Genomic DNA, 18,257 nt, shown 5'->3' with positions numbered 1-18,257 from the left:
CATGACCGAAGCGACCCAACTTGCCGAGCTGCCGCCGGCGGAAACTGCGCTGCAGGTTTACTCCAAGCCCGGCGGCCTGGACCCTTGGCTCGACAAGATCCGCGCCGAGGTGACGGGCCACGTTCCGGACCTGAAGACCAAGAAAGGCCGTGACGCGATCGCCAGCTTGGCCTTCAAGGTCCGCAAGGTGAAGACCGCTCTGGATGGCGTCGGCAAGGAGCAGGTCGACCGCCTGAAGGATATCCCGAAGAAGATCGACGCAGAGCGCAAGCGCATGCGCGACGTCCTGGACGCGCTGGCTGATGAGGTCCGCGCACCGCTGGATCAGCGGGCCCAGGCGGAGCGCGACGCCGCCGCGCGCCGAGAAGCTGTTGCGCTGGCTGCTGCCGAGACGGCCCGCCTGGAAGCCGAGCTGGCCGATCAGCGCCGCATCGCCGCCGAGAAACAGGCGGAGATCGACCGCGCGGCCGCGGCGGAACGTGAACGCCTGGCCGCTGAGCAGGCCGAGCGGGACCGGGTCCAGGCCGCCGAGGACGCGCGCCACGCCGAAATCAAGCGCCAGGCCGACGCCAAGGCAGCAGAAGAAGCCGAAATCCGGCGCCGCGAGGAAGACAAGGCGCACAAGGCAAGCATCAACCGCGCCGCCCTGGATGCGTTCGTCGCCGGCGGCGTGCCTGAGGACTGCGCCAAGCAGGCGGTCACCTTGATCGCCAAGGGCCTGATCCCCAACATCCGAATCACCTACTGAGGATGCCATGAACGACGTTATCGAAGCCCCCGCCCGGCAGCCCGGCATCGTCCCGCAGCAGGACGGCCGCAGTTCGGTCGCCGACGTCACGCGCCACGTGATCGCTGTGCAGGAAGTGATGCGTTCGGTGATGAAGCCGAACGTGCACTACGGAGCGATTCCCGGCGCGGGCGAGAAGCCGACACTGCTGAAGCCCGGCGCCGAGGTGCTGTGCATGACCTTCCGCATCGCCGATGAGTACGAGATCGTCGACCTTTCCACGGCCGGCGCGGTGCGGTATCGCGTGAAGTGCATCGGCCGACACCAGGCCACGGGCGTGGCCCTCGGGTCTGGGCTGGGAGAGGCGTCCACCGACGAAGAGAAGTACCGCTGGCGCAAGGCGGTCTGCGACGCGGAGTTCGAAGGCACGCCGGCCGACATGAAGCGCACGAAATACGGGCGCAAGTCGGGCGGACATTACACCGTCCAGCAGATCCGCACCGAGCCCGCAGACCTTGCGAACACCGTCCTGAAGATGGCCTGCAAGCGCGCCAAGATCGCCATGGTTCTGAACGTGACCGCCGCCAGCGACATGTTCAGCCAGGACCTGGAAGACCTGGACGCCGAACTCGTGCGGCACCTGGCCGAAGACGACCGCGAGGCGCACATGCAAGAGGTCCGCACGGAATGGGTCACCCGCGCCCACGCCGCCGCAACCGAAGACGAGCTGCGCGCCACCATGAAGGCTGGGGTGAAGGTGTTCCAGGCCGCGCGCGACCAGGATGGATACAAGCAATTCGCCGCCGCGGTGCAGAAGCGCGGCGCAGAGATCAAGCAACCCCAAGGAGATAGCAATGCGTGATATCAAGTTCCGCTGCTCGAGCATCGGCAAGCTGATGGCTAACCCGACCGCCGCCGCCATCAAGGCGGGTGAAGTCCTCTCGGTCGGCGCCAAGACCTACATCCGCGAGCTGGCCCAGCAGGAGATTCTGGGCATCGACTTCGAATTCTCCAGCAAGGAAATCCAGAAGGGTCTGGAGGTCGAGGACCAGTCGATCGCCCTTCTGAACCGCGTGCGCGGCCTGTCCTTGGTGAAGAATGCCGAGCGCCGCACCAACGACTGGATTACCGGGGAATGCGACCTCTACGACGCCGAGCGCCGGCGCGGTCATGACCTCAAGTCGTCATGGTCAGCGAAGACATTCCCGGGCTGGCTGGTTGACGCGATCGACAGCGGCTACGAGTGGCAGATGCGCGGCTACATGATGCTGTGGGACGCCGATCAGTGGGAGGTGAACTACGCGCTGGTCGACACACCCGAGCGGCTGATCGGCTTCGAGCCGATCCAGATGCACCTGGTGTCGCACATCCCCGAACACCAACGGCTCACGTCCTGGATCATCGAGCGCGACTTCGAGAAAGAGCGCGAGATGATCGCCAAGGTCAAAGCCGCCCGCGACTACTTCGCCGAGGTCATCCAAGACTTCGACCAGGTCCATCCCCAACTGTTCAAGGAAGCCGCGTAATGGCCAGCGTCAACAAAGTCATCCTGGTGGGCAACCTGGGCCGCGACCCCGAGGTCCGTTACAGCACGGACGGCGCGGCCGTCTGCAATCTGTCCGTCGCCACCACGTCGTCCTGGAAGGACAAGACGAGCGGCGAGAAGCGGGACGAAACTGAATGGCATCGAGTCGTCATGTACAGCCGCCTGGCGGAGATCGCCGGCGAGTACTTGAAGAAGGGCCGCTCGGTCTACATCGAGGGCCGGCTCAAGACGCGCAAGTGGCAGGACAAGGACACCGGAGCCGACCGCTATAGCACCGAGGTCATCGCGGACCAGATGCAGATGCTGGGCGGCCGCGATGAGGGCGGCGGCGGTGGCTACGACGACGCGCCACGCCAGCAGCGCGCGCCGGCGCAACGCCCGGTGCCCCAACGCAACGAGTATGCGAGCCAGCGGCGCGGCGCGGCGCCCCAGTCGACGCCGGCAGCCAACCTCGCCGACATGGACGACGACATCCCGTTCTAGTTCCTACCCTTCGAGGAGCATTGCCACTTTAGCAGTGGCATCCTTCGCCCGTTCGTGCGCATTCCTAATGGATGCGCTATAGCGGGTCATTCGCTCTATGACGACTGAGCCCAATGCGTTCGCCTGATTGTGATTCTGCGACATCAGGCGATTAATTTCATTCAACTCGTCCATGGATTTGTTGTTAGATTTATACGCCGTGAACAATGTCTGGAAGCTTGAGTACGCATACACCAACTGCCTACGGAGGTCCGCGTTCGCTATTAGATGCATCTTCCCGGCATAGCCATGAAACATCGGGAACGGATTTTCAGGTGGCAACCAGTAGTTTTTAAAGGCCATCCCCGCGGGATGCCTCTCGATTGCTGCTCCCGCTACATCTTGATAGTGTTTCCAATGGACTGTTAGTTCGGTGGCGAGCGCCTCCGGCGCTCTCCTTCCCTCTTCCTGCTCCGCAAGTGCTGCACGATCCACCGCGTTTCGGTTGTCCCGATGGGATACCCAAACCGCGATGAGAATAGCGCCGATTGAGCCAATAGCCTGAACCCAACTGGCCCACTCACCGCTATTAGTCGGCCAATACCTCGCCAGCACCGAGCAAAAACCAAGAACCAGCACTGCCAAAATGAATTGGTAACGCCTAGGCATGTCCATCTCCTTTACGAGCGCGCATCCTACCTAAAGCTCAAGGCCAAAGCACTAATAAACCGAAGAAAAACATGCCGACTACACGGGGCAATGGGTAATAGCCGTCGGGCATGTCTCAGTAGTCAACAAATGGAAGCTGGCGGATCAGTTCGCGGATGTCGCTCGTACGCTCTTTGCAGTTGCTTGCGAGCGTCACAAAGCTGTCCAAAGTGTCGTACCTAGCGATCCAGTCCTCCAAAGCCAAGCGTAAACGGGGAATCTCACCGCAAAGGAGCGAGACGACGACTGTCTCATCGGCTTCCAGGCTGCTGATCTTGTCGAAGCCACGATCGAGTACCGGTGTATGCAATTTCGCGGCAATCGTGTGTAGGGCGTCGATGTGCAGGTGCTTGTAGTCCGCCATGCCTGCAGTCTGGACTATCTCATTCAGAGCCCTCGGGAAAAAACTCAAGGCAACGTCGATGCTGTGAAGTTCAGGCGCGGCCATAAGACGCAGAACTTTCGCATCAGCCTGCCTTATCTCTTCGCGCCTCCTGGTTTCGGCAAGCCCCAGCCATAGCGCAACGCAGGCGGCAAAAGTAGTGCCAATTGCAGACGCCCACGCAGCGGCGGTCTGGCTAAGAGTCATGAAGTCATGGAACACGGCCTTTGCCCTCAATCTTCGCATTCGGAGGCCGCATCGTATCCCAATATCACCGGAGCCTGAACAATGTCTGAAAAGAACGAATGGAAGCTTGTCCCCGTTGGGCCGACCGACGAAATGGAAACCGCTGCCGAGGACGACTACGAACAGCGAGGCGAAACTTTTCCCGACTGGAAGGCCAACTATCGCGCCATGCTCGCGGCTGCCCCCACCCCTCCCGCCAGCGCACAGGACGATGCGAAGGTCTATCACTTCGAGCAGCGCAGCCGGTTCGGGCCGTGGATCGAAGTCGAGAAGCCCACGGAACGGTCGGTCGAGTTCGTACAGCGCGCTGCCGCTCCCGCTGCTAGCGATGCGCAGGACCTGCCTGAACTGAATGCCGACCTGATCGACATCCTGGGCCGCCCGAACTTCGCCTGCATTCGGATCGCTCAACTGCTGCGGTTGGGCGGCGTCGAGATCGCCAAGAAGGCCGAGGCAGAGCAAGCCACCGTTATCCACTACCTGCTGGGCTTCTACCTCAAGCACGGCAGCCAGTGGGCCGAGAAGGCGGATGAAGACATTGAGCGCCGCCGCCTCGCCGCCCTTTCCGCCTCTCAGCAGCAGGAGGGGTGAGACATGATCCGCTGCATCCCTGTATCGACATGCGCCGATTGCCCTTTCCAGCAACGGCACTACGGCCGCTTCGAGTGCGCCAAGTTCAACTTTCAGCCGCTGCCCGAGCAGAGCACGCAAAACGGCATCGCGTCGGCTGTTCCTGACTGGTGCCCGCTGCCGCCGCATCCTTCGTTCAACAATGCCGCTGGGCAGGAGGGATGATGACAGACACCGCAAAAGTCGTCAGCGAGAAGGAGCTGGAAACCGCGTTTCATGGCACGAACTTCGGCGGCGCTGACCACCGCAAGCTGATCGAAATCGGCGTACTCAAAGCGGCCTGCGGCTACTGCTCCGGGCACACCCTCACGCAAATCATGATTGGCTTGAAGCTTATCGGGGCCAACCACAACGTTCTCAAAAGGGGCCGCGATCTGATGCGCGTGGCCTATCACGAACTCATGCTCAATGGTGGCTGAAATGACCGACAAGACCAATACCCCCGCCGCCCAGGCGGCACCGCACGGAGCCGTGCTGACGGATGCCATGATCCTGCACCGCTGGGCTTGCTATGTCAGCGACCCCAGCGCCGCCTATCCTCTGACCGACGCCGACAAGATCGCGTTCGCCCGCGCCATCGAATCCGCCCTGCTGTCCAAGCTGCGCGCCCCTGTAGCCGATGAGCGGCTTTCTGATATCGAAAGAACCGCCATCACAGGATTGATCTCCGTGGCGCGCGCCGCGTTCAACGTTGCCGACGATGCGGAGGACGATGGCGATTGCGTCAAGGTTGATCGCGCCAACGCCTCGGCGCTGGGTGACGCGCTCGACGCACTCGATGAGTTGCCGGACGACCAGCCGGGGTACTCGATGGGGCCGAGCAACAAAGCGGAATGGGCGTTGCGCCGCGTGCTGGGCTTGGCAAGCGCCCCTGTAGCCGGGGAGGCGCAACAGCCCTACTGCTACGTGTTGGAAACTCGCGACAGGGACGGGCTGCTGCTGGATGTCGAATACAACGGCTCGGACAGCTTCAGCGGTGGCCGCAAGGGCGGGAAGCCGCTTTACGATCATGCCGCGCCCCAGGCCAGCGAGGCGGTGCCTTGGATGGGCATTGACCTCACTGCCAATGGAATCGCGGATGTCCGTAACGCAACGCTGGAGCAAGTTGCAGCTCTGCTCGAAAACCATATACCCGCCACCTACTTCGTCTCTCGCGCATCTGCGGGCCAAATCGCCAACGAATTCATTTCACGACCAGGCAAAGAGGTTCTATCCGAGGCCGTCTTATTCATCCGCGCACTCAAGACGCAGCCTAGTGCCGCCCTGTCCGCGCAACCGGAGCAATCATGACTGCACTCTATGCACTCGCGGTCCCGCTCGCAATCATCATAGGCATCGCCGTAGGGCTGATGATGCCGAACAGGGCGAAGCGCCCCCAACGCAATTAGGAGGTAAGGCGCATGACCATGCAAGCGACCACTCTCGACCACTCCAAGGCGTACAGCGATTTACAGGTCGCGATGCGCGCCGTTGAGCTTTACGCGCAGCGCCACCCCCGCCCCGTACAAGTCAACATCACGCAGGCCGCCGAAATGCTCGGGCTGAGCCGCCCGACCGTGAGGAAGCTCATGCAATCGGGTAAGCTGCGCCTCAACAGCTGCGGTTTGATCCCCATCGAGCAAGTGGATGCTCTCCTGCTCGCAGACTCCCCATAATTTCCCCACACCAGCCCGAGACCCGCATTATTATTGAGTCTGCGATTCCGGTCTCGGGCACCACCCCGCCACAGGCCAGGCGTCCATCCTTCGTCGCAAACCGGCGAACGCCTGCCTCGTCAAACTGAAGCGCGCAAAATTGCCCCCGCCGATCTAATCTAGTCCGGTAACCAGGGAGCGCGCCATGATCACCCTCTACTCGTACCCCGGACTCTATGGGCTGGAAGACAACAACCCTTACGGCCTGAAGATCTACGCCTTCCTGAAGCTCTGCCGGCTGCCGTTCGACCACCGGCATACGCTGGACGTGCAGTCCGCCCCGCGTGGCCAGCTGCCCTACATCGCCGACGGCGATCTGCGCATCGGCGACAGCGACGCCATCATCGCCTACCTGAAGCGCCAGTACGAACTGACCATCGACGATTCCCTCACGCCCGAGCAGCAGCGCCAGGACTTGCTGGTGCGCCGCGCGCTGGACGACCTGTACTGGGTCATGTCCTATTCGCGCTGGCGCGATGACCGCTATTGGCCGACCTTCCGCCGCGCGCTGCTGGACGCCCACCCGGACGTCACGCCCGAGCAGCTGGAAGCCGCCCGCCAATACAACTTCCAGCGCTACCACTACCAAGGCATAGGCCGCTACGCCCCCGAAGACGCCTATGCGCGCGGGATCGCCGACCTGGAGGCCGTCTCCAGCCTGCTGGGCGACAACGGCTTCATGTTCGGCCCCAATCCGGGTAGCGTGGACGCGGGGCTCTACGGCTTTCTCGCCAATATCTATTTCTACGCCATCGACACGCCGCTCAAACAGTGCCTGGTATCGCGGCGCAACCTGGTGAGCCTGTGCAATGCCGTGCGCGCCGAACTCGGTTAAGGCCTGACGCCCTTCCCGCGCGCGGCCGCCCGCCCCGGACGGCTTCCAAAAACGTTATTCTTGCGCCTCGTTTTCCACGTTTTCGCCCTGCCCGCCATGCGCCGGCGGGGCTTCAGACCTCACTTGACCGCCGCTTCCTCCTCCCCGCCCTTCATCGTCCTCGACGCCTGCGTCCTCATGTCAGGCATCCTGCGCCGCCTGCTGCTCAGGCTGGCCGAGGCCGGCGTGTACACGCCGGTCTGGACCGACCGCATCGGCGAGGAATGGCGCCGCAACGCCTCGCGCATCTGGGAGATCCCGCCCGAGGTGATGATGGAGATGTGGGACGACATGAACGCGCGCTTTCCCGGCGCCCGCGAGACGGACACCCAGGTCTACGAGGCCTCCTTGCGCTACAGCGACCCCAAGGACTTCCACGTGATCGCGGCCGGCCTGGCGCGGCGCGCGCGCTGCGGTCTGCAACAGCCGCCGGTGGTGCAGGTGCTGACCTGGAATCTGAAGGATTTCAACCGTTCCGAACTGCGGCGCCAGGGGCTGGACGTCTACAACCCCGACCGCATGCTGACGCAATGGTGGCAGGCCGCGCCCGACGCCATCCGTGCGGCGGCGGCACAGGTGCCCGCGGACTATGTGGCGTTGGGGCGTGAGCCCGAGCCGCTGTTGGCGACCCTGCACCGCGAGCGCCTGTATGGCCTGAAGAACCTGCTGGCGCGCGACGCCGCGCAGAACGGCGGCGCCTGAACCGCGCCAGCGTGCTCAGTGGTCGTGGTTGCTGGCGGCAAAGCCCGCCGCGTTCAGTATGTCGATCACTTCCTGGATGTGCTCGTGGCCGCGCGTCTGCAGCACGAAATCCACCTCGACATTGCGCACCGGCAATGACGTGAACGCACGCTGGTGGTGCACTTCGGTGATGTTGGCCTGCGCGTCGGCGATGAGCTTGGTGGCGTGTGCCAGCGCGCCCGGCAGATCGCGCAGGTCCACGCGGATGCGCGCCAGGCGGCCGGCGCGCACCATGCCGCGCTCGATCAGTTCGCCCAGCATCAGCGGGTCGATGTTGCCGCCCGTCAGCACCAGGCCGATGCGCTTGCCCTTGTAGCGGTCGCTGCCCTCTTCCTGCGCGCGCAGCAGCGCGGCCAGGCCGGCGGCCCCCGCGCCTTCGACCACCGATTTCTCGATCTCCAGCAGCACCACGATGGCGTGCTCGATATCGCTTTCGCTGACCAGCTCCAGTCGATCGACCAGCTGGGTGACGATGGGCTGGGTCAGCGCGCCCGGCGACTTCACCGCGATGCCTTCGGCGATGGTGTAGGCGCCCTGCGGCATGGACACGCCCTTGACGGCGGCGTACATGGACGGAAAGCGCTCGGTCTGCACGCCGATGATCTCGATGCCGGGCTTGAGCGCCTTGGCCGCGGTGGCAATGCCGGAGATCAGGCCGCCGCCGCCGATGGCGACGACCAGGGTGTCCAGCTGCGGCTGGTCTTCCAGCATCTCCAGCGCCACCGTGCCCTGCCCCGATATGACCGCCTCGTCATCGTACGGGTGGATCATGATCAGGCCGCGCTCCTGCGCCAACTCGTAGCCGCGCGCCTTGGCGTCGTCGAAGGTGTCGCCGGCCAGCACCACCTCGGCGCCGAAGCGGCGCGTGTTGGCGATCTTGACGGTGGGGGTGAACCGCGGCATCACGATCACGGCCGGCACGCCCATGCGCTGGGCATGGTAGGCCACGCCCTGCGCGTGGTTGCCGGCGGACACGGCGATCACGCCCTTGGCGCGTTCTGCTTCCGACAGCGTCAGCATGCGGTTGAGCGCGCCGCGCTCCTTGAACGAAGCCGTGAACTGCAGGTTCTCAAACTTCAGCCAGATCTCCGCGCCGAAGATGTCGGACAGCGTGCGGGACAGGGTAAACGGGGTCTTCAGCACCTGGCCGCGCAGGTTCTCGCGGGCGGTCTGAATGGAGGCGATATCGATCACGATGGAAATCCTGTTAGCGCACCGGCAGGAAATTGAACAGCAGCAGGCCCTGCGCGTAGTTGATCCCGATGCGCCGCGTGTTCTCGCCCAGCAGGTTCGCGATCAGATCCAGGCGGCCGATGATGGCGCCGAATTCGCGTTCAAAGCTGAGGTTGGTGGCGTTCTGGGACATTTCGTTGGCCAGCAGCAAGGGTTCGCCCTGGGTATTGCGGCGCGACGCCAGCAGCCAGGCGGCTGCCTCGACGTTCCGTGCGGCATTGTAGACCCGCTGCCCGTCCAGCGCGTCGGTGGCGTACAGGCGGGTTTTGCCGTTGTGGGCGGCGATGATGGTGTCGGCCAGGCCGTAGATGAAAGCGCCGACCCGGTCGCCCGAATAGTTGGGGTCCAGGGACACGGCCAGGATCTGGATGTCGCGCAGTCCCGCCAGGTCCTTGGGCGGGATGCGGACTTCGATGGAATGCTTGACCAGCGACACCGCCTTGGCCAGGTCGGGCGCGCCGGACTTGCGCCATTCGCGCGGATTGCGGCGGTAGAGCTTGTCCAGCAGGACATACAGGCTGGCCAGGTTGTCGCGCACCTCCAGCGTGACGGTGCGGTTGAAGTCGGTCTGGCCGAACTGGTCGGCGGACATGTCCTCGCTCTTGGGACCGCCCTTGCCCGGCGCGGGGCTGCTCATGCAGCCGCTCAGCACGGCCGCAAGCAGCGCCGCGGCACTGGCGGATCTGGCCCACGCCGTCATGCCTTGCCCATCCGTTTCCCCCTTCTTTGCCACGTCGCGCAGGCCATCCTCCGTGGTCGGGGGGCCTTGCTCTCGCGCAAGACTTTACAGGAAGGTAAGCGCAGTTGGGAGATGTCCGGGGTCTGAAGAAGCAAGAAGATGAATCATGCCGGCCCCAAGCGCGCGCGCCGGCCCATGAAAAACGGCGCCCGCAGGCGCCGTTTCATGCTACCGGTCAAGCAGGCTTATTCAGCTTGCGGTTCCGATTGCGGGGCAGCTTCGGGAGCCGCAGCGGCTTGCTGCTGCTCGATGCCGCCAATCGCCTTGATGGACAGGCGCAGGCGGCCCTTGTCGTCGGCCTCGATGACCTTGACGCGGACTTGCTGGCCGACCTTCAGCACATCGTTGATGTTGGCGATGCGGTAGTTGGCGATTTCCGAGATGTGCAGCAGGCCGTCACGGCCCGGCAGCACTTGCACGATGGCGCCGAAATCCAGCAGGCGCAGCACGGCGCCTTCGTAGATCTGGCCCACTTCGACGTCGGCGGTCAGTTCGACGATGCGGCGCTGGGCTTCCTTGGCCTGCGCTTCGTCGACGCTGGCGATCACGATCGTGCCGTCGTCCGAGATGTCGATCTGCGTGCCGGTTTCTTCGGTCAGCGCGCGGATGGTGGCGCCGCCCTTGCCGATCACGTCGCGGATCTTCTCGGGGTTGATCTTGATGGTCAGCATGCGCGGAGCGAAAGCCGACAGCTCGCCGCGCGAACCGTCCAGCGCTTCCTTCATCTTGCCCAGGATGTGCAGGCGGCCTTCGCGGGCCTGAGCCAGCGCCACTTGCATGATTTCCTTGGTGATGCCCTGGATCTTGATGTCCATCTGCAGTGCGGTGACGCCGTTCTCGGTGCCCGCAACCTTGAAGTCCATGTCGCCCAGGTGATCTTCGTCGCCCAGGATGTCCGTCAGCACGGCGAACTTGCCGCCGTCCAGGATCAGGCCCATGGCCACGCCGGCCACGTGATCCTTGACCGGCACGCCGGCGTCCATCATGGCCAGCGAGCCGCCGCAGACCGAAGCCATCGACGACGAGCCGTTGGACTCGGTGATTTCCGACACGATGCGGATGGTGTACTGGAAGTCTTCCGGAGCCGGCAGCAGCGGGATCAGCGCGCGCTTGGCCAGGCGGCCGTGGCCGATTTCGCGGCGCTTGGGCACACCGATGCGGCCCGTTTCACCGGTGGCGAACGGAGGCATGTTGTAGTGCAGCATGAAGCGGTCGCGGTATTCGCCCATGAGCGCGTCGATGATCTGCTCGTCCTGCTTGGTGCCCAGCGTGGCCACGACCAGCGCCTGGGTTTCACCGCGGGTGAACAGCGCGCTGCCGTGTGCGCGGGGCAGCACGCCCAGACGCACGCTGATGGGGCGCACGGTGCGGGTATCGCGGCCGTCGATGCGCGGCTCGCCGTTCAGGATCTGGCCGCGCACGATGGCGGATTCCAGCGAGAACATGATGTTGTCGACAGCGACGGCGTCCGGCAGCGCTTCGCCCTTTTCGGCGGCGGCGGCGGCCAGCTTGGCCGACACGTCAGCCGACACTTCGCGCAGCTTGGTCGTACGGGCCTGCTTTTCGCGGATCTGGTAGGCGGCGTTCAGGCCTTCCTGGGCAGCTGCGGTGACCGCGGCGATCAGGGCTTCGTCCTTGGCGGGCGCTTGCCAGTCCCAATCGGGCTTGCCGGCGTCCTTCACCAGTTCGTGAATGGCGTTGATGACGGCCTGCATTTGCTGGTGGCCGTAGACCACGCCGCCCAGCATGATTTCTTCGGACAGCTGGTCGGCTTCGGATTCCACCATCAGCACGGCGTTTTCGGTGCCGGCGACGACCAGGTCCAGCTTGGACGACTTCAGCTGCGAGGCGGTCGGGTTGATGGCGTACTGGCCATCGATGTAACCCACGCGCGCGGCGCCGATGGGGCCGTTGAACGGGATGCCCGAGATGGCCAGCGCGGCCGAGGCGCCGATCATGGCGGGAATGTCGGGATCGATTTCAGGATTGACCGACAGCGTGTGGATGACCACCTGGACTTCGTTGTAGAAGTCTTCGGGGAACAGCGGACGCAGGGGACGGTCGATCAGGCGCGAGGTCAGCGTTTCCTTCTCGGAGGGCTTGCCTTCGCGCTTGAAGAAGCCACCCGGGATGCGGCCGGCGGCGTAGGTCTTCTCGATGTAGTCAACGGTCAGCGGGAAAAACGTTTGACCCGGCTTGGCCTTCTTGGAAGCCACGACGGTGGCCAGGACGACGGTGTCCTCGATCGACACCACAACGGCGCCGGAGGCCTGGCGAGCGATCTCGCCAGTTTCCAGGACGACCGTGTGCTGGCCGTACTGGAACGATTTTGTCACTTTGTTGAACATGACGATTATTCCTTACAAATGAAAAACCGTGGCCGTCGCGACATACGTCGCACCGACCACGGTTGCGTCATGGGGAGCCAGCCCCGTCGATCACTTGCGCAGACCGAGTTTTTCGATCAGTGCGCGGTACGAATCGGGATTGCGGCCCTTGAGATAGTCGAGCAGCTTGCGGCGACGGCTGACCATACGGAGCAGACCGCGGCGCGAGTGATGGTCCTTCATGTGTTCTTTGAAGTGACCGGTCAGTTCGTTGATGCGGGCGGTGAGCAGAGCCACCTGAACTTCGGGGGAGCCGGTATCGCCTTGAGCGCGTTGGAATTGCGCGACGATATCGGATTTCTTGATGTCAGCTACAGACATTTATGACCTCTTCGGACATGCGACAGGGCCGAGGCGCCCTGACGTGGTTTGGAAAAAATTTGCGCGAACCTGGCGGAATTCGCTTTCTCACTGCTGCCATTGATGACTCAAACAGAAGCCTGGAATCCGGGTGTTGGACGCGGTGTTTCGACACCGGGGCCTGGCACCTGGACCAGCTCTGCGGCCAGCGCAAAGGATGTTGCAAGATCAATACACTTGATAAAGCTCGATGATTATAGCCGATTCGCTAGAATTACCCCAATGAGGGCCGCCTGCCCCGCCGCAGGCCGCGATGCCACGTAAGGAGAAGATATGTCCAAATATTACAGAAGCGCGCGCCTGGCACTGGCTGCCGCCGCGTTGGCCGGCCTGGCCGCCTGCGCAAACATGGCCCAGATTCCTCCCGGCACGCCCTACGCCGACGTGCAAGCCCAGTTCGGCCGGCCCAACTTCGAATGCCCGCAAGCCAATGGCGGGCGGCGCGTGATCTGGACCCAGCAGCCCATGGGCCAGTACGCCTGGGGCACCAACGTCGGCGCCGACGGACGCGTGGGCCAGGTGGTGCCGCTGCTGACGGACGAACACTTCAAGGTGCTGAGCGAAGGCGTATGGGGTCCCGACCGCGTGCGCTGCGAATTCGGCCCGCCCGCCAAGATCGAGGAAGCCGGCCTGGGAGAAAAGCGCGAGGTGGTCTGGTCGTACCGCTACAAGGAAAACGGCGTCTGGAACTCGCTGATGTATGTCTACATGAGCCGCGACGGCAGCAAGCTGACGCACTTCCATCCCGGCCCGGATCCCATGTACGACGACGACCGGTTCATGTGGCGCTGATTCCCCCGCCTCTCTAAAAAACAAAACCCGCCATCAGGCGGGTTTTGTTTTCAAGGCGTTCACCAATCAGGACGATTGGTTGCGGCGTTCCTGCGTCAGGCGGCGCGCGCGGTTCCAGCGCCAGGCCCACATGATCCAGCCCGACAGGCCGTACAGCACGAACAGGCCGAACAACACGACCGGAGGATCGCTGGACACGAACACGAACACGGCCACCACCAGCAGGATGCCCCAGAACGGCACGCTGCGGCCCAGGGCGAAGCTCTTGCCGCTGAAGAACGGCGCATTCGACACCATGGAAATGCCCGCGTACATGGTCAGCGTGAACGCCGCCCAGGCCATCAGGCTGTCATGGATGGGCAGCTTGTTGTCCACGGCCAGCCAGACGAAACCCGCCACCAGCGCGCCGGCAGCCGGGCTGGGCAAGCCCTGGAAGTAGCGCTTGTCGACCACGGCGATGTTGGTGTTGAAACGCGCCAGGCGCAGCGCGGCGCCGGCGACATAGACGAACGCGGCCAGCCAGCCCCAGCGGCCCAGGTCGTTCAGGATCCATTCGTACATGACCAGCGCGGGCGCAACGCCGAAGGAGGTCATGTCGGACAGCGAGTCGTACTGCTCGCCGAAGGCGGACTGGGTGTTGGTCAGGCGGGCAACCCGGCCATCCATGCCGTCCAGCACCATCGCCGCGAAAATGGCGATGGCGGCCACTTCGAAGCGGTCGTTCATGGCCTGCACGACGGCGTAGAACCCCGCGAACAGTGCCGCGGTGGTGAACGCGTTGGGCAGCAGGTAGATGCTGCGGTGGCGGTTCTCGGAATCGCGCATGGAAAAATTGGGCATGGTCTCAATAACTTACAACGAACATTGAAAGGTTAACCCATCTGGCCCCGCTTGCGGGGCGGAGCAAGCCGCGTGCCTGGCCAATCGAGGGGAAGCCTGCAAAAAAAGCGGCATGCCCTCGCAGGCATGCCGCTTCGACCCTGATTGCGCGGGGCAGGCCCCGCGCAATGGCATGGATCAGTTCTTGGACTTGTCCACCAGCTTGTTGGCGGCGATCCAGGGCATCATGGCGCGCAGCTTGCCGCCCACTTGCTCGATCTGCGATTCCGCGTTGATGCGGCGGCGCGAGGTCAGCGTCGGAGCGCCGGCGGTGTTTTCCAGGATGAACTTCTTGGCGTATTCGCCGGTCTGGATATCCGTCAGGCACTGGCGCATGGCCTTGCGGGTTTCGTCGGTGACGATCTTCGGGCCGGTTTCGTACTCGCCGAACTCGGCGTTGTTCGAGATCGAGTAGTTCATGTTGGCGATGCCGCCTTCATAGATCAGGTCGACGATCAGCTTCAGTTCGTGCAGGCATTCGAAGTACGCCATTTCGGGCGCGTAGCCGGCTTCCACCAGCGTGTCGAAACCGGCCTTGATCAGTTCGACGGTACCGCCGCACAGCACGGCCTGTTCGCCGAACAGGTCGGTTTCGGTTTCTTCGCGGAAGTTGGTTTCGATGATGCCGGCACGGCCGCCGCCGTTGGCGCTGGCGTACGACAGGGCCACGTCACGCGCGGCGCCCGACTTGTCCTGGTACACGGCCACCAGATGGGGCACGCCGCCGCCTTGCTTGTAGGTGTTGCGCACGGTGTGGCCCGGGGCCTTCGGGGCGATCATGATGACGTCGATGTCTTCACGCGGCACGACCTGGCCGTAGTGCACGTTGAAGCCGTGGGCGAACGCCAGGGCGGCGCCGGGCTTGATGTTGGCGTGCACTTCCTTGTTGTAGACCGAGGCGATGTTCTCGTCGGGCAGCAGCATCATGACGATGTCGGCGGACTTGACCGCGTCGGCGACTTCCTTGACTTCCAGGCCGGCGTTGGCGGCCTTGTTCCACGAGGCGCCGCCCTTGCGCAGGCCGACCACGACCTTCACGCCGGACTCATGCAGGTTCTGCGCGTGCGCGTGTCCTTGCGAGCCGTAGCCGATGATGGCAACAGTCTTGCCCTTGACCAGGGAGAGATCGCAGTCTTTGTCGTAGAAAACTTTCATGGTTGTGCTCCAGATTCCAGTATTTTGGATATTTGTTTAATTCAGATGTAGGGTGCGGCTTGGCCTGGAAGGCCGGTCAAATCTTCAAAATCCGTTCACCGCGTCCGATGCCGGACACGCCGGTGCGCACGGTTTCAAGGATTGCACTGCGGTCCAGGGCCTCCAGGAAGGCCTGTACTTTTTCCTGCACCCCGGTCAATTCGATGGTGTAGGACTTGTCGGTCACGTCGATGATGCGGCCGCGGAAGATATCCGCCATGCGCTTCATTTCCTCGCGCTCCTTGCCGACCGCGCGCACCTTCACGAGCATCAGCTCACGCTCGATGTGCGCGCCTTCGGTCAGGTCGACCACCTTGACCACATCCACCAGGCGGTTCAGGTGCTTGGTGATCTGCTCGATGATTTCATCGGAACCGGTGGTCACGATGGTCATGCGCGACAGCGTGGAGTCCTCGGTGGGCGCCACGGTCAAGGTCTCGATGTTGTAGCCCCGCGCGGAAAACAGGCCCACCACGCGCGACAGCGCGCCGGGTTCGTTCTCGAGGAGGACGGAAATCACGTGCTTCATGGGTGGCCTCCTTACAGGTCTTCAGAGCCGAGCAGCATTTCGGTCAGCCCGCGGCCGGCCTTGACCATCGGCCACACGTTTTCGGTGCGGTCGGTGATGAAGTCCAGGAAAACCAGGCGATCCTTGTGCTTCTTGAACGCTTCGCGCAGCGCCGGCTCGACGTCCGCCGGTCGTTCGATGCGCAGACCCACGTGGCCATAGGCCTCGGCCACCTTGACGAAATCGGGCAGCGAATCCATGTAGGACTCGGAATAGCGCGAACCGTAGTCGATCTGCTGCCACTGCCGGACCATGCCCAGGAAGCGGTTGTTCAGGCAGATGATCTTCGGCGTCAGGCGGTACTGGTGGCAGGTCGACAGTTCCTGGATGTTCATCTGGATCGACCCTTCGCCCGTGATGACGGCGACGTCGTGCCCAGGATTGGCCATCTGCACGCCCATGGCGTACGGCAGGCCCACGCCCATGGTGCCCAGGCCGCCGGAGTTGATCCAGCGGCGCGGCTTGTCGAACTTGTAGTACTGCGCGGCCCACATCTGGTGCTGGCCCACGTCGGAAGTCACGAAGGCGTCGCCGCCAGTCACTTCCCAGAGCTTTTCCACCACGAACTGCGGCTTGATGACCTCGTCCGAGTTGGCGAACTTCAGGCATTCCTTGCCGCGCCAGGACTCGACCTGCTCCCACCACTTGGCGATCGGAGCAGGCTTGTGCTCGGCCGCGGCGATGTCGTACTGCGCGCTGAGGTCGGCCAGGACGTCCTTGACGTTACCGACGATCGGGACGTCCACGCGCACGCGCTTGGAGATCGACGAGGGATCGATATCGATATGGATGATCTTGCGGGCGTTCTGGGCGAAGTGCTTGGGGTTGCCGATCACGCGGTCGTCGAAACGGGCGCCGATGGCCAGCAGCACGTCGCAGTGCTGCATCGCCATATTGGCCTCGTACGTGCCGTGCATGCCGGGCATGCCGACGAACTGGCCGCTGCTGGCCGGGTAGCCGCCCAGACCCATCAGGGTGCTGGTGCAGGGCGCGCCCAGTTGCGACACGAGCTTGTTCAGCTCGGGCGCGGCGTTCGACAGGATGACCCCGCCGCCCGTGTAGATCATGGGCCGCTCGGCGGCCAGCAGCATCTGCACGGCTTTCTTGATCTGCCCCTGGTGGCCCTTGTTGACGGGCGCATAGGAGCGCATCGAGATCTCGCCCTTGGGCGGCGTGTACTTGCACTGCGCGATGGTGATGTCCTTGGGGATATCCACCAGCACCGGGCCGGGACGGCCGGTGCGCGCGATGTAGAACGCGCGGCGCATGGTTTCGGCCAGGTCCTTGACGTCGCGCACAAGGAAGTTGTGCTTGACGCAGGGACGCGTAATGCCGACGGTGTCGCATTCCTGGAAGGCGTCCTCGCCAATGGCCGCAGTGGGCACCTGCCCGCTGATGATGACCATGGGGATGGAATCCATGTAGGCGGTGGCGATGCCGGTGACGGCATTGGTCACGCCCGGTCCGCTGGTCACGAGGCAGACGCCGACCTTTTGCGACGAGCGCGAATAGGCATCGGCGGCGTGCACGGCGGCCTGCTCGTGACGAACCAGGATATGCTGGAATTTGTCTTGCTTGAAAATCGCGTCGTAGATGTAAAGCACCGCGCCGCCGGGGTAGCCGAAAACGTGTTCCACGCCTTCATCGGCCAGGCAGCGCACGACGATATCGGCGCCATTCAGTTCCATGTTGTCATTCCTTTCAGTACCGGCCCTGCAACCCTGACTGCTGCTCGCCCGGATACGGCGGCAACTGAACCCATACCGGTCCCGACAACATGATCCGGCGCTTTGCGGCTCACGGAGCCACGCCACCCGGACACCTTGCCGACCCGGCACACGCTCGACAGAACGCAGTGCAAACGCCCCTGGGGGACGCTGGAGGTCGAAATGGAAGCCTTGGCAACACACGCTTGTGGCGCGGCCAACGGCAGGTGTAACTGCTGCGGGATGGCTGGGAGGTGACCCTGGCAATCCGCCTCAACGCACCGGTTTCGGATAGGCAGACCGATGCAAGTGGAGCAATTTACCGCGTTGCGTCAAAGGTAGCAAATCGACTTTTCTTCGACCGTTGCTTGGAAGGTTCGGTAACTATC

Annotated in this window: 22 protein-coding genes; 12 read left to right on the top strand and 10 right to left on the bottom strand. The window is 63.5% G+C overall.

Annotation, left to right across the window (positions count from 1 at the left end):
- The first annotated feature begins 1 nt into the window (after position 1).
- From DXK93_RS18560 to ssb, 4 genes are read left to right on the top strand one after another with little or no spacing between them, the layout of a single operon-like run.
- The gene (locus tag DXK93_RS18560; protein ID WP_119450797.1) at positions 2–748 is read left to right on the top strand and encodes a hypothetical protein; all 747 of its coding nucleotides are present in this window, start codon (positions 2–4) and stop codon (positions 746–748) included.
- A gap of 7 nt (positions 749–755) precedes the next feature.
- A complete protein-coding gene (locus tag DXK93_RS18555) occupies positions 756–1,589 on the top strand; it encodes a hypothetical protein (RefSeq protein ID WP_119450796.1) in 834 nt (277 codons plus the stop codon).
- A complete protein-coding gene (locus tag DXK93_RS18550) occupies positions 1,582–2,253 on the top strand; it encodes a hypothetical protein (protein WP_119450795.1) in 672 nt (223 codons plus the stop codon). The genes DXK93_RS18555 and DXK93_RS18550 overlap by 8 nt, the downstream gene beginning before the upstream one ends.
- Complete coding sequence (gene ssb / locus DXK93_RS18545) at positions 2,253–2,756, top strand: single-stranded DNA-binding protein (protein WP_119450794.1); 504 nt, start codon at positions 2,253–2,255, stop codon at positions 2,754–2,756. The genes DXK93_RS18550 and ssb overlap by 1 nt, the downstream gene beginning before the upstream one ends.
- A gap of 3 nt (positions 2,757–2,759) precedes the next feature.
- Here the strand turns inward: ssb and DXK93_RS18540 are convergent, their stop codons facing one another.
- Together DXK93_RS18540 and DXK93_RS18535 are read right to left on the bottom strand one after the other, a co-directional pair.
- Positions 2,760–3,404 (bottom strand): hypothetical protein, encoded by a 645-nt coding sequence (locus DXK93_RS18540; protein WP_119450793.1) that lies wholly within the window; start codon positions 3,402–3,404, stop codon positions 2,760–2,762.
- 115 nt (positions 3,405–3,519) lie between these two features.
- Positions 3,520–4,047: a hypothetical protein gene (locus tag DXK93_RS18535; protein WP_147400251.1), complete on the bottom strand. Its 528-nt coding sequence runs from the start codon at positions 4,045–4,047 to the stop codon at positions 3,520–3,522.
- A gap of 66 nt (positions 4,048–4,113) precedes the next feature.
- Here DXK93_RS18535 and DXK93_RS18530 point away from each other — a divergent pair, with 66 nt between their 5' ends.
- The 7 genes from DXK93_RS18530 to DXK93_RS18500 all read left to right on the top strand — a co-directional run bounded on the left by DXK93_RS18530 (position 4,114) and on the right by DXK93_RS18500 (position 7,971).
- Positions 4,114–4,662, top strand: a complete 549-nt coding sequence (locus DXK93_RS18530; RefSeq protein WP_119450791.1) for a hypothetical protein — start codon at positions 4,114–4,116, stop codon at positions 4,660–4,662.
- 3 nt (positions 4,663–4,665) lie between these two features.
- Complete coding sequence (locus tag DXK93_RS18525) at positions 4,666–4,866, top strand: hypothetical protein (protein ID WP_119450790.1); 201 nt, start codon at positions 4,666–4,668, stop codon at positions 4,864–4,866.
- Positions 4,866–5,120, top strand: a complete 255-nt coding sequence (locus DXK93_RS18520; RefSeq protein WP_119450789.1) for a hypothetical protein — start codon at positions 4,866–4,868, stop codon at positions 5,118–5,120. The genes DXK93_RS18525 and DXK93_RS18520 overlap by 1 nt, the downstream gene beginning before the upstream one ends.
- A 1-nt stretch (position 5,121) precedes the next feature.
- Positions 5,122–5,991 (top strand): hypothetical protein, encoded by an 870-nt coding sequence (locus DXK93_RS18515; RefSeq protein WP_147400250.1) that lies wholly within the window; start codon positions 5,122–5,124, stop codon positions 5,989–5,991.
- A 110-nt stretch (positions 5,992–6,101) separates the two neighbouring features.
- Positions 6,102–6,356 carry a helix-turn-helix domain-containing protein gene (locus DXK93_RS18510; protein ID WP_199728305.1) on the top strand — a complete coding sequence of 85 codons (255 nt, stop codon included), beginning with the start codon at positions 6,102–6,104 and terminating at the stop codon, positions 6,354–6,356.
- A gap of 184 nt (positions 6,357–6,540) precedes the next feature.
- A complete protein-coding gene (locus tag DXK93_RS18505; protein WP_054450186.1) occupies positions 6,541–7,230 on the top strand; it encodes a glutathione S-transferase family protein in 690 nt (229 codons plus the stop codon).
- Positions 7,231–7,326: 96 nt separating this feature from the next.
- Positions 7,327–7,971, top strand: a complete 645-nt coding sequence (locus DXK93_RS18500) for a PIN domain-containing protein (protein ID WP_199728314.1) — start codon at positions 7,327–7,329, stop codon at positions 7,969–7,971.
- Between the two features lie 15 nt (positions 7,972–7,986).
- Here the strand turns inward: DXK93_RS18500 and DXK93_RS18495 are convergent, their stop codons facing one another.
- The 4 genes from DXK93_RS18495 to rpsO form a co-directional block, all read right to left on the bottom strand.
- Positions 7,987–9,204, bottom strand: coding sequence for a threonine ammonia-lyase (locus DXK93_RS18495; RefSeq protein WP_054450181.1), 1,218 nt, complete (start codon positions 9,202–9,204; stop codon positions 7,987–7,989).
- 13 nt (positions 9,205–9,217) lie between these two features.
- Complete coding sequence (locus DXK93_RS18490) at positions 9,218–9,880, bottom strand: hypothetical protein (RefSeq protein WP_370127071.1); 663 nt, start codon at positions 9,878–9,880, stop codon at positions 9,218–9,220.
- A 287-nt stretch (positions 9,881–10,167) separates the two neighbouring features.
- Positions 10,168–12,330 carry a polyribonucleotide nucleotidyltransferase gene (pnp, locus tag DXK93_RS18485; protein ID WP_054450179.1) on the bottom strand — a complete coding sequence of 721 codons (2,163 nt, stop codon included), beginning with the start codon at positions 12,328–12,330 and terminating at the stop codon, positions 10,168–10,170.
- Between the two features lie 90 nt (positions 12,331–12,420).
- Entirely contained in the window at positions 12,421–12,690 is a 270-nt protein-coding gene (gene rpsO / locus DXK93_RS18480; protein ID WP_006223612.1) for a 30S ribosomal protein S15, read from the bottom strand.
- A 312-nt stretch (positions 12,691–13,002) separates the two neighbouring features.
- Here rpsO and DXK93_RS18475 point away from each other — a divergent pair, with 312 nt between their 5' ends.
- Complete coding sequence (locus DXK93_RS18475) at positions 13,003–13,521, top strand: hypothetical protein (protein WP_054450177.1); 519 nt, start codon at positions 13,003–13,005, stop codon at positions 13,519–13,521.
- Positions 13,522–13,587: 66 nt separating this feature from the next.
- Here DXK93_RS18475 and pssA read toward each other — a convergent pair whose 3' ends face one another.
- The 4 genes from pssA to DXK93_RS18455 form a co-directional block, all read right to left on the bottom strand.
- Positions 13,588–14,361, bottom strand: a complete 774-nt coding sequence (pssA, locus tag DXK93_RS18470) for a CDP-diacylglycerol--serine O-phosphatidyltransferase (protein WP_054450175.1) — start codon at positions 14,359–14,361, stop codon at positions 13,588–13,590.
- A 177-nt stretch (positions 14,362–14,538) separates the two neighbouring features.
- Positions 14,539–15,555 (bottom strand): ketol-acid reductoisomerase, encoded by a 1,017-nt coding sequence (gene ilvC, locus DXK93_RS18465; protein WP_013391929.1) that lies wholly within the window; start codon positions 15,553–15,555, stop codon positions 14,539–14,541.
- A gap of 76 nt (positions 15,556–15,631) precedes the next feature.
- Positions 15,632–16,123 carry an acetolactate synthase small subunit gene (ilvN, locus tag DXK93_RS18460; protein ID WP_054450173.1) on the bottom strand — a complete coding sequence of 164 codons (492 nt, stop codon included), beginning with the start codon at positions 16,121–16,123 and terminating at the stop codon, positions 15,632–15,634.
- 11 nt (positions 16,124–16,134) lie between these two features.
- Positions 16,135–17,904: an acetolactate synthase 3 catalytic subunit gene (locus DXK93_RS18455; RefSeq protein ID WP_255423500.1), complete on the bottom strand. Its 1,770-nt coding sequence runs from the start codon at positions 17,902–17,904 to the stop codon at positions 16,135–16,137.
- Positions 17,905–18,257: the final 353 nt, after the last annotated feature.

The organism is Achromobacter sp. K91, assembly GCF_003576205.1.
GTDB classification, from domain to species: Bacteria; Pseudomonadota; Gammaproteobacteria; order Burkholderiales; family Burkholderiaceae_B; genus Achromobacter; species Achromobacter aegrifaciens.
Note: the sequence above shows the minus strand (reverse complement) of the source record. Positions and strands in the feature narration are given on the sequence as shown.